Source organism: Paenibacillus oceani (genome assembly GCF_014705615.1).
In the GTDB taxonomy this organism is placed as follows: Bacteria; Bacillota; Bacilli; order Paenibacillales; family NBRC-103111; genus Paenibacillus_AB; species Paenibacillus_AB oceani.
Window position 1 is genome coordinate 207716 of record NZ_JACXJA010000014.1, and the last position, 13331, is coordinate 221046.

The following is a 13331-nucleotide window of genomic DNA, read 5'->3' on the forward strand; positions in this document are numbered from 1 at the left end:
CCGTGCCGCGATTTGCGTTACCTCTCGACTTGCAGCTGTTCGCCGGTGAAAAAACGGAAAAAGCAACCCCGAAAAAGCGGCAGGATGCCCGAAAAAAAGGGCAGGTCGCCAAAAGCATGGAGCTTCCTTCCGCGATGATCCTGTTTTCGGTCATGCTGCTCTTGTTCGGATACGGCACGATTATGAGGGACAAAATCGAAAATATGTTCGTTGTCTCGTTTTACGACTATATCAACATGGAGATGACGACGGACAATATTTCGATTATATTCGGCCGGCTTATATTCGAGGGACTGCTGCTGCTCGCACCGATATTCGGAATAGCCGTCGTAATGGCAGTCGTGGCGACCTTCTCGCAAATTGGCTTTTTAGTAACGACAGAAACGCTTAAAATGCAGTTCAACAAGCTCGATCCGATTAAAGGGCTCGCCAACATGTTCAAGATTCGCGCTTTGGTGGAGCTGCTGAAATCGATTTTGAAGCTCACCGTCATCGGGCTTGTCGTCTTTTTTACGATATGGAACGAAAAAGATCAGTTTATTCAGATGGCGTCTTGGCCGGTCATCCATACGTTCTCTTATACGGCCAGGCTTATTCTGATGCTAGGCGTCCAAATCGCCGTACTCCTGCTCATTCTCGCGCTGTTTGACTTCATCTACCAGCGTTATGAAATGGAAAAAAACTTGAAGATGTCCAAGGACGAAGTGAAGCAGGAATACAAAAATACCGAGGGAGATCCTCTGATCAAAGGGAAAATCCGCGAGAAGCAGAGGCGTATGGCGCTGCAGCGGATGATGCAGGACGTTCCCAAGGCCGACGTAGTCATCACGAACCCGACGCACTTTGCGGTTGCGATCCGGTATGATCCGAAAAAAGCGGAAGCTCCCGTAGTGATTGCAAAGGGGATGGATTATATCGCGCTCAAAATCAGGGAGGTTGCCGAAGAACACGGCATTGTCCGGATGGAGAACAAACCTCTCGCGCGCGCTTTGTACAATCAGGTGGAGATCGGACAATCGATACCGGCGGAGCTGTTTCAAGCGGTCGCGGAAGTGCTGGCATACGTGTATAAGCTGAAAGGCAAAGATCAACCGGGGAGGAGGACCAAGCCATGAAGACGAGAGATCTAATCATCCTAACAGGCATCATCGGGATCATTCTCATGATGGTTGTCCCGATTCCGATCATGCTGCTAGACTTTTTGCTTATCATTAATATCTCGATTGCTCTCATTATTATATTAATTGCGATGAATACGCAGGATGCTCTCGACTTCTCGATCTTTCCGACCTTGCTGCTGATTACGACCTTGTTCCGGCTGGCGCTTAACGTATCGACGACCCGTATTATTTTAAGTGAAGCGGAAGCGGGAAGCGTAGTCGGCACATTCGGTTCGTTTGTGGCCGGGGGCAATCTGGTCATCGGGTTCGTCGTCTTCCTTATTCTCGTTGTCGTTCAGTTCATCGTTATTACGAAAGGTTCTGAGCGGGTTGCGGAAGTCGGAGCGAGATTTACGCTCGATGCCATGCCCGGTAAACAGATGGCGATTGATGCGGACCTCAACTCCGGTCTGATTAACGAACAGGAAGCGAAGGACCGTCGTAAAAAAATCGAACGGGAAGCGGATTTCTACGGAGCGATGGACGGAGCGAGCAAGTTCGTTAAAGGGGACGCCATCGCGGGAATTATTATTTTGCTCATCAACCTGATCGGCGGTTTCATTATCGGAGCTACGTATCACGACATGAGCATGATGGAATCGCTACAGACGTTCTCCGTACTTACGATCGGGGACGGTCTCGTCAGCCAGATTCCGGCGCTGCTGATCTCGTCCGCGGCAGGCATTATCGTCACTCGCGCCGCTTCGGAAGGCAACCTGGCGACAGACTTGACGGCTCAGTTGTTCAGTTATCCGAAGCTGTTGTACATTGTGGCGGGCACTGTGCTTTTTCTCGGCCTGTTCACCCCGATCCATCTGCTCACTACAGCTCCGATCGCCGGTCTGCTAGCTTTAGCGGCTTACCGGATGCAGCGGAATTTGTCGCAGAAGGCTGCGGAGACGGAGCAGCTCGTAGAAGAGCAGCAGATTGAGGAAGTGCGCAGTCCGGAAAGCGTCGTGACGCTGCTGCAGGTCGATCCAATCGAGTTCGAATTCGGTTATGGACTGATTCCGCTTGCCGATACGAACCAGGGCGGCGACTTGCTCGACCGGATCATTATGATCCGCAGACAGTGTGCGCTCGAGCTCGGACTGGTCGTGCCGGTCATCCGGATTCGCGACAACATCCAGCTTAGACCGAACGAATACGTCATTAAGATTAAAGGGAATACGGTAGCCCGCGGCGAGCTGCTGCTCAATCATTATTTGGCTATGAGCCCGGGCATCGACGACGATTCCATTACGGGAATCGATACGACGGAGCCGGCGTTCGGCCTTCCGGCATTGTGGATCGATGAGAATATGAAGGAGCGGGCGGAACTGTCCGGTTATACGGTCGTTGATCCTCCTTCGGTAGTCGCCACTCATTTAACCGAGATTGTGAAACGCCACGCCCATGAGCTGCTGGGCCGCCAAGAGACGAAGCTGCTGATCGAAAACGTCAAGGAAACGTACCCGGCGCTGGTGGACGATCTCGTACCGAACGTGCTGAACGTGGGCGACATTCAAAAGGTGCTCGCCAAGCTGCTGAAGGAGAAAATATCGATCCGCGATCTTGTCACCATTTTCGAAACGTTGGCCGATTACGGAACGTATACCAAGGACCCCGATATTTTGACCGAATATGTCCGTCAGGCGTTGTCGAGACAAATTACGAACCAATACGCGAACGGTCTGGATTCCCTCAAAGTAGTCACGATCGGACCTTCGCTGGAGAAGAAAATTGCCGACAGCGTTCAGCAGACGGAGCACGGTTCTTATTTGGCGCTTGACCCGGTCGCTTCCCAGACGATTCATCAGAAAGTATCGGAACAGCTGACGAAACTCGTTCAGCAAGGACAGCAGCCGGTCATTCTGGCCTCGCCTACGATCCGGATGTACTTGCGGCAGCTGCTGGAGCGCACGATGCAGGATATTACGGTGTTGTCTTACAGCGAGCTGGAGCCGCAAGCTGAAATTCAGAGCGTAGGGGTGGTGAATTTATGAGGGTAAAACGATATGTGGTCGACTCGATGCCGGATGCCCTGCAAAAAATTCGCACAGACCTCGGCAAGGACGCCGTCATTCTGAATACGAAAGAAATTCGCTCCGGAGGGTTTCTCGGCCTGTTCGGCAAAAAGAAGATCGAGGTCATCGCCGCCACCGATGCCGGTCAAGCTCAGCCGGCACCGCCGGCGATGTCCCCGGCCGCCTTCAAGACGCCTCCTGCAGCGGGGGCTCAGTTGGCCAAACTGATTGAGGAAGCGAGCGCGGCAGCTGCCAAAAAGTCGGCAGCCGTTCCTTCCGCCCCAACAGCGTTGATGGAAGAGCCGGTGATCCCCCCCGTAGCGAGGCCTTCTCCGGTCCGTGAGGTTCGAGAAGGTCGAGAGATCCGCGAAGTGCGGGAGCGCGGCAAAGAGGATCTGCTGCTCGACGAGATCAAATCGATGAAAGAGATGATGAGCAGGTTGACGGCTTCAGCCGCAGAAAGACCCCGATATCCGGAACGGCTTCTCAAGTTCGAGCGGCTGCTGCTTGAGCACGAGGTATCGCCCGATCTGGTTGAGAAGCTGCTCGGCAAAGCGGCGGAGGAGTTTGAAGGCGAGTTTTCTCCGAAAACCGACGAGTACGCCTATGAGCTGATCAAGCAGCAATTGAAACAGATTTTGTATACGCCGTATAACAAAGGGATTGCAAGCGATACGCGGATCGCTCATTTCGTCGGCCCGACCGGCGTCGGCAAGACGACTACAATTGCCAAGCTGGCCGCGGAGCAAGTGCTGAAGGAAAAACGTAAAGTAGGCTTTATTACGTCCGACACGTACCGGATTGCGGCCGTCGAGCAGCTCAAAACGTACGCCAACATCTTGAATGTGCCGCTGGAAGTCGTGTTTTCGCCTCAGGAGCTGGCAAGAGCGTTTCAGTCGCTGCAGGATTGCGACATCATCTTTATGGATACGGCCGGACGCAATTTCCGCAACCAGATGTACGTATCGGAGTTGAACGCGCTGCTCCAGTCCAAGGGCAAAAGCGAGACGTTCCTTGTGCTGAGCTTATCTTCGAAGTATAAGGACATGAAGGCGATCACGGACAATTTCGCCAAGTTCCGGTTGGACAAAGTATTGTTTACCAAGATGGACGAGACGAACTCTTACGGTTCGATCGTCAACCTGCTTTACGATTTCCCGCTGCAGCTGTCATACATCACAAACGGCCAAAATGTGCCGGACGACATCGTAGAGACGAACGAAGACCGGTTGATCGATCTGCTGCTGGAGGACCGCGAGTGATGAGCGACCAGGCGCAAAGACTGCGCAATCTGATTCGTTCCCAAGCGGAGCCACAGTCGTCATCAACCCGGATTCTTACCGTCACGAGCGGCAAAGGCGGAGTCGGCAAATCGAACTTCACCCTGAACTTCGCGCTTACCTTGCAAAAGAGCGGGTACCGGGTATTGGTGTTCGATGCCGATATCGGCCTGGCCAATATCGATGTATTGATGGGGATCAACTCCACCTACAGCTTGTACCACCTGCTCAAACGCGAGAAAACGATATGGGAAATTATCAATAAAGGCAGCAACGGTTTGGAATATATTGCGGGAGGCTCCGGCTTCAACGATTTGATGCGGCTTACGGAGGCGGAGATCGATTATTTTGCCGAGCAGGTCAATCTGTTGAACGGTTATGTCGATTACATCATCTTCGATACAGGCGCCGGCTTGTCCAAGGAGACGCTCCGGTTTATTGTCGCCGCCGACGAAACGATAGTAGTGACGACACCGGAGCCTACCGCGATCACCGATGCTTATGCAATTATTAAAATGGTTCATTCGCTCGGACACGAAGTAGACTTCAAGCTGGTCATCAACCGGGTTACTGAGCTGCACGAGGGGAAGCAGACGGCCGACAAGATCAGTCTGGTCGCCAAACGGTTTCTGGGCATTCACATCCCGACTCTAGGTTTTGTGGAGGACGATCCGAATGTCATGAAAGCGGTGAAGCAGCAAACGCCGTTTACCGTCGCTTATCCCGGCAGCGCCGCGTCGAGAAGCATCGAACGGCTGGTCAGCCGATACGTGACCGGGCAGATGGCACCGGAGCCGCAGCAGCAAAGCGGTGTTAAAGCTTTTTTCAACAAAATGAGGAAACTTCTGAAATGAAATCAAGTCTACCGCGATACCGATGACATCAGGATGAGGTGAGGCTCGTGAGCAAGATTAGGGTGTTGGTTGTCGACGATTCCGTCTTCATGCGCAAAATTATTACCGACATGATTCAAGAGGACGCCAGGTTCGAAGTGGTGGACACCGCCAAAAACGGCTTGGAAGCCGTCGACAAAACGAAACGGTTAAATCCCGACGTTATTACGCTCGATATCGAAATGCCCGAGATGAACGGACTGGAAGCTTTAAAGCGGATCATGGCGGAGCATCCCGTTCCGGTCATTATGCTCAGCAGCTTGACCGAGGAAGGGGCGAAGGAAACGATCGCCGCTCTGGAGCTGGGAGCGATCGATTTCGTACGAAAGCCGTCGGGCTCGATCTCGCTTGATTTGTTTAAAGTGAAGTCTTTGTTGATGGAAAAATTGTCGATCGCCGTTCAGACGCGGGTGTCCAGGGCGATGCCCGCTCCGCGCCAGACTCCGGCTTCGAATCGGGCTTCCATATCCGCGCCGGCCATGAAGCCGCCCGTCTCCGCCGGCTCGAAGGAACTGATCGATTCGATGCCTGCTTCGCGGATTGACAAGCTGGTTGCGATCGGAACGTCGACAGGCGGCCCCCGGGCGCTGCAGCAAGTCGTGACCGGTCTGCCGGAGAAGTTTCCCGCTCCGATTCTTATCGTTCAGCATATGCCGCCGAATTTCACGAAATCGCTGGCGAATCGTCTCGACGCGACATCCCGGATCCGGGTAGTTGAAGCGTCGGACGGCGACCGGCTGCGAAACGGCGTTGCTTATATAGCTCCAGGGGGATGGCATATGATCGTCAAGAGGGACGATGCCGGTTACAAAGTCCGATTGACGAAAGACGATCCCCGAAGCGGCCATCGGCCGTCGGTCGATATGTTATTCGAATCGCTGCTGCCGTTCCGGGAGCTGAAGCGCCATATCGTGCTCATGACCGGCATGGGCAGTGACGGCGCTAAAGGGATGCAGGCGCTCAGACAGGCCGGAGCCGTATCCACGATTGCGGAATCCAGCGAAACGTGTGTCGTATACGGGATGCCGCGAGCCGCAGCGGAATTGAACTGTCTGACTCACCAGCTTCCGTTGTATCAGATTGCCGCAAAGCTAAACGAGCTTGTACAAAGTCAGAGCTGAGTGCCTCGGAAGAGGCCTGCTGGCCGCGGGAACTCATTTTCAACGCACAGCACCAAACCGGGTGCTGCAACACTATACCGTTAACAGGGGGTGTACGACGAATGGAAATGAATCAATACTTGAGCATGTTTATCGATGAATCCCGTGAGCACTTGCAGGCGATGAACGAAAATATGCTGAAGCTGGAAGCTAACCCGGAGGATATCGGCATCGTGCAAAGTATTTTCCGTTCGGCGCATACGCTGAAGGGGATGTCCGCGACGATGGGATTCGAGGATCTCGCTTCGCTCACGCACGAGATGGAGAACGTGCTCGACCTCGTCCGCAACCACAAGCTGGCGATGAACCCGTTTATTTTCGACGCGATATTTAAAAGTTTGGACTCGCTGGAAGCGATGGTGGAAGACATCATTAATGGCGGAACGGGGCAGGCCGACGTCAGCGCGATCGTCGCTACGCTGAAATCGATCGTGTCCGGCGATTACGAAAGAAGCGGCTCAAGCGGCGGGAGCCCGGCGGCAAGCGCGCCGGCTGAAGCCGAGCTGGACGAGTTCCAATATTCGATCCTTCTGCAATCGCTGGAATCCGGACATCAGGTCTATTACATACAAGTATCGATTGAAGAAACTTGCGTTTTAAAAGCGGCACGCTCTTATATGGTATTTAATTTGCTGGAGCAAAACGGAGAAATCGTCAAATCGACTCCATCCGTGGAAGACATCGAGAAGGAGAAGTTCGACAACTCGTTCACCGTCTACTACTTATCCCAGCTCAGCAAGGAAGAGTTGGAGAAGCAGGTCGGCAACATCAGCGAGATCCAGTCCGTTATTGCGGAGAAGCTGGATGAGAACAGCCTGAAGCTGAAAATGCAGCAGTCGCAGGCTCAGGCGTCTGCAGCGGCGGCATCGCAAATCGCCGAAGCCTCGCAGCAAACTGCAGCGACGGCGGTAGCGGCGAAGCCGGAAGCATCGGCGCCGAAGGCCGCCCCTAGCGGCGGCGGAGCAGTTGCCTCGCGGACAATCCGCGTCGATATCGAGCGGCTCGATGTCCTGATGAACCTGTTCAGCGAGCTGCTGATCGACCGGGTCCGGCTGGAGCAGTTGGCCAGCGAGATTCACAGAAGCGATTTGACCGAGACAGTGGAGCATATGGCCCGGGTCAGCAGCGATCTGCAAAATATCGTGCTGAAGCTGCGGATGGTGCCGGTCGACAACGTATTTAACAGGTTCCCCCGGATGGTGCGGGATCTGGCCAAATCGCTCGACAAGAAGGTCGATCTGATCATTACCGGAGCGGAGACCGAGCTTGATCGCACGGTCATCGACGAGATCGGCGATCCGCTCGTCCATCTGCTGCGCAACGCCGTTGATCATGGCGTGGAGACGGTACCGGAGAGAATCGCCGCCGGCAAACCGGAGACGGGTACGGTCAACTTGCGTGCGTTCCACAGCGGCAACCACGTCTTTATCGAGATTGAAGAAGACGGCAAAGGCATTAACCGCGACAAGGTGCTCGCTACCGCGCTGAAAAGGGGAATCGTCACGCCGGAGCAGGCCAAGACGTTAACGGACGAAGAAGTGTACCGGCTCTTATTCGCCGCCGGATTCAGTACGGCGGACAAAATATCGGACGTATCCGGCCGGGGCGTCGGGCTGGACGTCGTCAAGACGAAAATCGAGTCGCTCGGCGGCCACGTACAGATTGATTCCAAGCCTGGCGCGGGCACGAAGTTTTCGGTACAGCTTCCTTTGACGCTGTCGATCATTTCGGCGATGCTGATTCGTCTTGGGGACGAGAAATATGCGATTCCGCTTTCCTCCATCGTAGAGACGGCCGTCATTCAAAAAGAGGACATCCGCAGCGTACACGGCAACAAAATGATGGATTTTCGCGGAGGGTTTATTCCGCTGCTCTCTATCAGCAAGTTGTTTGAAGTTACGAGTTACTCGGAAGACGATGAGACGGAGACGGAGATCGTCGTAATCCGCAAAGGGGACAAGCTGGCCGCACTCATGGTGGACGAATTTATCGGTCAGCAGGAAATCGTGCTCAAATCGTTAGGCAAATATTTGACGAATCTTTTCGCCGTATCCGGAGCGACGATACTGGGCGACGGGCAAGTCGCGCTTATTATCGATCCGAACGCGTTAATCAAATAAAAGGAGGCACCTATCATGGGAGAAGAGTTAAAAGTTATCGTATTCTCGCTTGCTCATGAGCAGTACGGCGTCGAAGTGGATAAGGTCAAAACGATCGAACGGATGCAGCCGTTGACGCGCGTGCCGAAAACGCCGGCATTTGTCAAAGGAGTTATCAATCTGCGCGGGGTCGTCGTTCCTGTTATCGATCTGCGCGGCCGTTTCAATTTGCCGGAGGCCGATTACACTGACAACTCGCGGATTATTATCGTAGCCGTCAAAGACCTGGAAGTCGGGATGATTGTCGATACGGCGAACGACGTTGTCGATGTGGACAGCGATGCAATCGAACAGCCTCCGGAGATCGTCGGCGGAATCCGGGCCAAATATTTGCACGGGCTTGCCAAGCTGAAGGACGACCGGCTGCTAGTGCTGCTTAATTTGGAGGAAGTGCTGAATAAAGCGGAGATTGTACAGCTGGAACAGCTTGGAGACTAAACGACCTATGACAGAATTTGGCAGCATCGCAGACTATCAACTTGACGTTCTTAAAGAAATCGGAAATATTGGTGCGGGCAACGCTGCGACGGCGTTGTCCAAGCTGCTCGATAAACCTGTCGACATGCAGGTGCCCCAAGTCAACATGCTTCCTTTCGAAGATATTATCGAAGCGCTTGGCGGGTCGGAGCAGATCGTGCTCGCCATCTTCCTGCGGGTTACCGGCGAAGCTCCGGGCAATATGTTCTTCATACTGACCCAATCGTCAGCCAAGCTGCTGCTTCAAAACTTGGCGGGAATCGAAGTGGAGGACGAAGAGCAGTATTCGGAGATGGAACTGTCTGCCTTGAACGAAATCGGCAATATTTTGGCGGGATCGTACTTGTCTTCGCTCGCGGACTTCACGAAGCTGAACATGTCGCCCTCCGTCCCCTCGCTTGCGATCGACATGCTGGGTGCCGTAATCAGCTACGGTCTTATGCAGTACGGGGAGATGGGGGACAAGGCTTTGTTTATCGATACGAAGTTTTTTGACGGCAGCGACGCCGTAGAAGGACGATTTTTCCTCGTGCCCGATCCCGAGTCGTTCCACAAAATTTTTACAGCGTTGGGAGTACCCGTGGAATGACCGAACTGCTCATAAAGGTGGGAATGGCTGATTTAAATGTAACGACCGGAACGGGCGTTCTCAAAACGACCGGGCTCGGGTCCTGCGTAGGCGTAACGATTTACGATCCGAAGGCGAAGGTGGCCGGTATGGCCCACGTCATGCTGCCTTCCTCGGATATTGCCAAGGAAGGCAGTCTTAATATCGCCAAATACGCCGACACGGCAATCCCCGAGATGGTGAAAAGAATGCTCAATCTCGGTGCGGTCAACTCGCGGCTCGTCGCGAAGATGGCCGGCGGCGCTCAGATGTTCGCGTTTAGCACGTCCAACGACACGATGCGGATCGGGCCGCGCAATGTCGAATCCTGCAAGGAACAACTCAAACTGTTTTCCATACCGGTACTGGCGGAGGATACGGGAGGCAACTTCGGCCGGACGATCGAGTTTCATACGGACACCGGAGTTCTCGTCCTGCGCACCGTACAACAAGGAGTAAAGGAACTGTAGCTATGATCGGATCGTATCGATGGAACCTGGTTTTAGGAACGCTCGGTTTTGCGCTGACGTTTATCCTTTCAATCGAATACAACTTTTTTTGGCGGACGCTGATGAGCAGCGTTTACAGTTTCTTCATTATATTCGTTGCAGCCTTCGCGCTGCGCTGGATACTGGGAACGCTCATCGGGTTGAAGCCGCAGCCCGTTTCGGATTCCGGGCAGCCTATGGAATCGCAGCTTCCGGACGAACCCGTCGGCCAGACGGTGGATACGGCGACTCCGGACGATCAGGACCAATTAAACGAAATGTTGAAGGAACAGTTAAACCGCTCCGATTCGGAACCTTTTGTGCCGCTTCAGCCCAAGAAACTGGCCACGGTGCAGGAGACGGAAGCTCAGGAGCTGGCGCAAGCCGTAAGGCATTTGACAGAAAAGTAAGAGGAGTGCGTGCGGAATGATTGCACTGAAGCAATCCCCCTTGTCCAATATCGGCGTATGGAAACAATGGAAAAGTGACGGTTTGCTTTCGGCGAAGCAGGCGCTGATCGAGCATTATTTGCCGCTCGTGGATTATGTGGTCGGCCGCCTCCTCATCGGATTGCCCAAAACCGTCTCTAGGGACGATTTATCGAGCTATGGTATAATGGGATTGATCGACGCGATCGAGAAGTTTGACTACGAACGCGGATTGCAGTTCGAGACGTACGCGTCTTGGCGCATTCGCGGCGCGATCATCGACGGGCTGAGGCAGGGAGATTGGGTCCCGCGGTCCGTCCGGGAAAAGGCCAAAAAAATCGAGGATGCCTATCAGAAGCTCGAACAGCACTACTTGCGCTCTGTGACCGATGCAGAGATCAGCGCTTATTTGGAAGTCAGCGAGAAGGAGTTTCAGCAGATGCTCCAGGAAATCTCGATTACGACGGTATGCTCGTTCGACGACCCGATTAAGGAAGAAGATTCAGAAACCCGGTTATCGCTGATGGTCGATGAAAAGGCGAAAAACCCCGAATACAAAGTCAACGAATTTTTTCTGAAGGAGTCACTTGCGAAAGCGATCGATAAGCTGACGGAGAAGGAGCGCACCGTCGTTTCGCTGTTTTATTACGAGGAGCTTTCGTTGAGCGAGATTGCGGAAGTGATGTCGTTATCTCCGTCGCGCATCTCCCAGCTTCATTCCAAAGCGGTGCTGAGGCTGAGAGGATCGCTGGGAAGATGGAAAAATCAATTGCTCCAGCAATAGCGGGAAGTAAAACCAAGGAGGAATCACATTGTCCACCGAAAAGTCTTTGGACCACTTATTAACTGTGAGCCTAGCCGAGGACAAAATGTCAGCCTCCATCCAAGTCGTTTCGCTTCCGGGTTCTTTTCTTTATACGGTTAACGACATAATTGCTTTTCTTCATAAGAATGACGTGCGTAGCGGAATTCAGCCAGATATCGTCAATCGACTCATCCAAGATCCGAAGCCGTTCTTTCAGACCAAAACCGTAATAGCCACCGGCGAACTTCCGGGAGCCGGAATTGACGGATACGTGCGAAGCCTGTATGAAATGGATGCAGCAGCGACAAAACCGGCGGAGCTAGAGGATGGAACCGTCGATTATAAGGAAGTGACCCGGCTGTCGAACGTCCGCAAAGGGCAACTGATCGCCGAGCGGGTTCCTCCCAAGGAAGGAACCCCCGGCAAGACGGTGACGGGCGAGCCGATTCCGGGCCAGGCGGGCAAAGAAAGCCGGTTCAAAATCGGCAAAAATGTCGTAGCCGACGGCGAGCAGAAAGCGCTTTATGCCGCAATAGATGGGATGGTCGTCAAGACCGATCACGACAAAATCAACGTGTTTCCCGTATTTGAAGTGAACGGGGACGTCGATTACCGGATCGGGAATATCGATTTTCTGGGAACCGTCGTCATTCGGGGCAACGTCCTGTCGGGCTTCAAAGTGAAGGCGGCCGGCGACATCCGCATTACTGGCGGCGTTGAAGGGGCCGAAGTGGAAGCCCTCGGCTCGATTGAGATCAGCGCCGGTGTTCTGGGTCATAATAAAGCGGTTATTCGCGCAGGCGTCAATCTAAAGAGCTCGTTTATTCAGGACGCAGTTATCGAGGCTGGAGGCAACGTTCACGTCTCGCAAAGCATCCTGCACTCCCAAGTCCGGGCAGGGCAGCACGTATATTGTACCGGCCCGAAAGGACTGATCGTAGGCGGGACGATCCAGGCGGGGGAGAAGGTGGTTGCCCGAACGATCGGCAACTCCATGTCCACACCGACGGCGATAGAAGTCGGCGTGTTGCCGGAGCTGCGCAACGAGCTCTCTACGCTGCGTCAGCAGCTTCGAAATGTGCAGGACGGTCTGGATAAGACGGACAAGGCATTAACGCTGCTTGACCAGCTTGCCGCCGCCGGATCGCTGACGCCTGAGAAGTTGGCTATGCGGATCAAGCTGTCCCATACGAAGAAACAAGCGGCTGACGAACAAATCGCTTACCGCGAGCGCATTCTCGAAATTGAAAAAACGCTCGAAGACACGGAACGCGCCAAGGTGGAAGTGATCTCCATGGTATACGGCGGGACGAAAATCGTAATCGGCCGATACACCCGCTTTGTTAAGGACGCTACGCCCAGAGTCCATTTCATGTACTCCGAAGGCGATATATCGATGCTGCCTAACGGGTAACTTCTCCCGTACAGCCTGAACTGAAGGCGTCCACGGCCCACAGAAAGCCAATACTCCGCACTGGAGGGGAAAGCATGAGCCTTAGATCAGTTGAGATGCAAATCGCGATACCGCGCACAAGCGAAGCGGCCAGCGTGCAAAACCAGTTGTCGCAAAAGCCGATGTATGATCAGGCGGCGCTGGCTGCCAAATCGACGGAACAAAAGGAACGTCAGCTTCAGCAAAGCGCCAAAGTGGACGAGGCAGCGGAGCCGCAAATCCGAGACGACCAGCAGAGAGGCTCGAAGGGAAGAAGGGACCGTTCAGGCGCCAAGTCCAATACAGGCAAGAATAATCAGGCCGGAAGCTCCCCTGGGAGCGGTCATCCGTACAAGGGACATCATATTGATTTTTCTTTATAATGCGAGTTCAAAAAGTCCGGTTTTCAGCACCGAGAAGATGGGATGAAGCTAGG

General features: G+C 53.7%; 13 protein-coding genes. All 13 read left to right on the forward strand.

From position 1 onward, the window contains the following. The first annotated feature begins 2 nt into the window (after positions 1-2). Entirely contained in the window at positions 3-1115 is a 1113-nt protein-coding gene (gene flhB / locus IDH45_RS12320; protein WP_317891196.1) for a flagellar biosynthesis protein FlhB, read from the forward strand. Beyond that, positions 1112-3145, forward strand: coding sequence for a flagellar biosynthesis protein FlhA (flhA, locus tag IDH45_RS12325; RefSeq protein WP_190927942.1), 2034 nt, complete (start codon positions 1112-1114; stop codon positions 3143-3145). The genes flhB and flhA overlap by 4 nt, the downstream gene beginning before the upstream one ends. After that, positions 3142-4428 carry a flagellar biosynthesis protein FlhF gene (gene flhF / locus IDH45_RS12330; protein ID WP_190927944.1) on the forward strand — a complete coding sequence of 429 codons (1287 nt, stop codon included), beginning with the start codon at positions 3142-3144 and terminating at the stop codon, positions 4426-4428. Before flhA ends, flhF begins: the two co-directional genes overlap by 4 nt. Further along, positions 4428-5300, forward strand: coding sequence for a MinD/ParA family protein (locus IDH45_RS12335; RefSeq protein ID WP_190927946.1), 873 nt, complete (start codon positions 4428-4430; stop codon positions 5298-5300). Before flhF ends, IDH45_RS12335 begins: the two co-directional genes overlap by 1 nt. Before the next feature lie 47 nt (positions 5301-5347). Further along, positions 5348-6460, forward strand: coding sequence for a protein-glutamate methylesterase/protein-glutamine glutaminase (locus tag IDH45_RS12340; protein ID WP_190927948.1), 1113 nt, complete (start codon positions 5348-5350; stop codon positions 6458-6460). 101 nt (positions 6461-6561) lie between these two features. After that, positions 6562-8619, forward strand: coding sequence for a chemotaxis protein CheA (locus IDH45_RS12345; RefSeq protein WP_190927950.1), 2058 nt, complete (start codon positions 6562-6564; stop codon positions 8617-8619). 15 nt (positions 8620-8634) lie between these two features. Next, positions 8635-9096, forward strand: coding sequence for a chemotaxis protein CheW (locus IDH45_RS12350; RefSeq protein WP_190927952.1), 462 nt, complete (start codon positions 8635-8637; stop codon positions 9094-9096). Between the two features lie 7 nt (positions 9097-9103). Continuing rightward, positions 9104-9724: a chemotaxis protein CheC gene (locus IDH45_RS12355; RefSeq protein ID WP_190927954.1), complete on the forward strand. Its 621-nt coding sequence runs from the start codon at positions 9104-9106 to the stop codon at positions 9722-9724. Continuing rightward, entirely contained in the window at positions 9721-10212 is a 492-nt protein-coding gene (locus IDH45_RS12360) for a chemotaxis protein CheD (protein ID WP_190927956.1), read from the forward strand. Before IDH45_RS12355 ends, IDH45_RS12360 begins: the two co-directional genes overlap by 4 nt. Before the next feature lie 2 nt (positions 10213-10214). After that, the gene (locus tag IDH45_RS12365) at positions 10215-10640 is read left to right on the forward strand and encodes a hypothetical protein (RefSeq protein WP_190927958.1); all 426 of its coding nucleotides are present in this window, start codon (positions 10215-10217) and stop codon (positions 10638-10640) included. 16 nt (positions 10641-10656) lie between these two features. Beyond that, positions 10657-11442: a FliA/WhiG family RNA polymerase sigma factor gene (locus IDH45_RS12370; protein WP_190927960.1), complete on the forward strand. Its 786-nt coding sequence runs from the start codon at positions 10657-10659 to the stop codon at positions 11440-11442. Positions 11443-11470: 28 nt separating this feature from the next. Next, entirely contained in the window at positions 11471-12877 is a 1407-nt protein-coding gene (locus IDH45_RS12375) for a DUF342 domain-containing protein (RefSeq protein WP_190927962.1), read from the forward strand. Between the two features lie 74 nt (positions 12878-12951). Further along, positions 12952-13278: a hypothetical protein gene (locus tag IDH45_RS12380; RefSeq protein ID WP_190927964.1), complete on the forward strand. Its 327-nt coding sequence runs from the start codon at positions 12952-12954 to the stop codon at positions 13276-13278. Positions 13279-13331: the final 53 nt, after the last annotated feature.

Bases quoted from the DNA above. Each gene is read 5' to 3' on its own strand.
- IDH45_RS12345 (WP_190927950.1), top strand. From the start codon at position 6,562: ATGGAAATGAATCAATACTTGAGCATGTTTATCGATGAATCCCGTGAG.
- IDH45_RS12355 (WP_190927954.1), top strand. From the start codon at position 9,104: ATGACAGAATTTGGCAGCATCGCAGACTATCAACTTGACGTTCTTAAA.
- IDH45_RS12335 (WP_190927946.1), top strand. From the start codon at position 4,428: ATGAGCGACCAGGCGCAAAGACTGCGCAATCTGATTCGTTCCCAAGCG.
- IDH45_RS12350 (WP_190927952.1), top strand. From the start codon at position 8,635: ATGGGAGAAGAGTTAAAAGTTATCGTATTCTCGCTTGCTCATGAGCAG.
- IDH45_RS12370 (WP_190927960.1), top strand. From the start codon at position 10,657: ATGATTGCACTGAAGCAATCCCCCTTGTCCAATATCGGCGTATGGAAA.
- flhF (WP_190927944.1), top strand. From the start codon at position 3,142: ATGAGGGTAAAACGATATGTGGTCGACTCGATGCCGGATGCCCTGCAA.
- IDH45_RS12365 (WP_190927958.1), top strand. From the start codon at position 10,215: ATGATCGGATCGTATCGATGGAACCTGGTTTTAGGAACGCTCGGTTTT.
- IDH45_RS12360 (WP_190927956.1), top strand. From the start codon at position 9,721: ATGACCGAACTGCTCATAAAGGTGGGAATGGCTGATTTAAATGTAACG.
- IDH45_RS12380 (WP_190927964.1), top strand. From the start codon at position 12,952: ATGAGCCTTAGATCAGTTGAGATGCAAATCGCGATACCGCGCACAAGC.
- flhA (WP_190927942.1), top strand. From the start codon at position 1,112: ATGAAGACGAGAGATCTAATCATCCTAACAGGCATCATCGGGATCATT.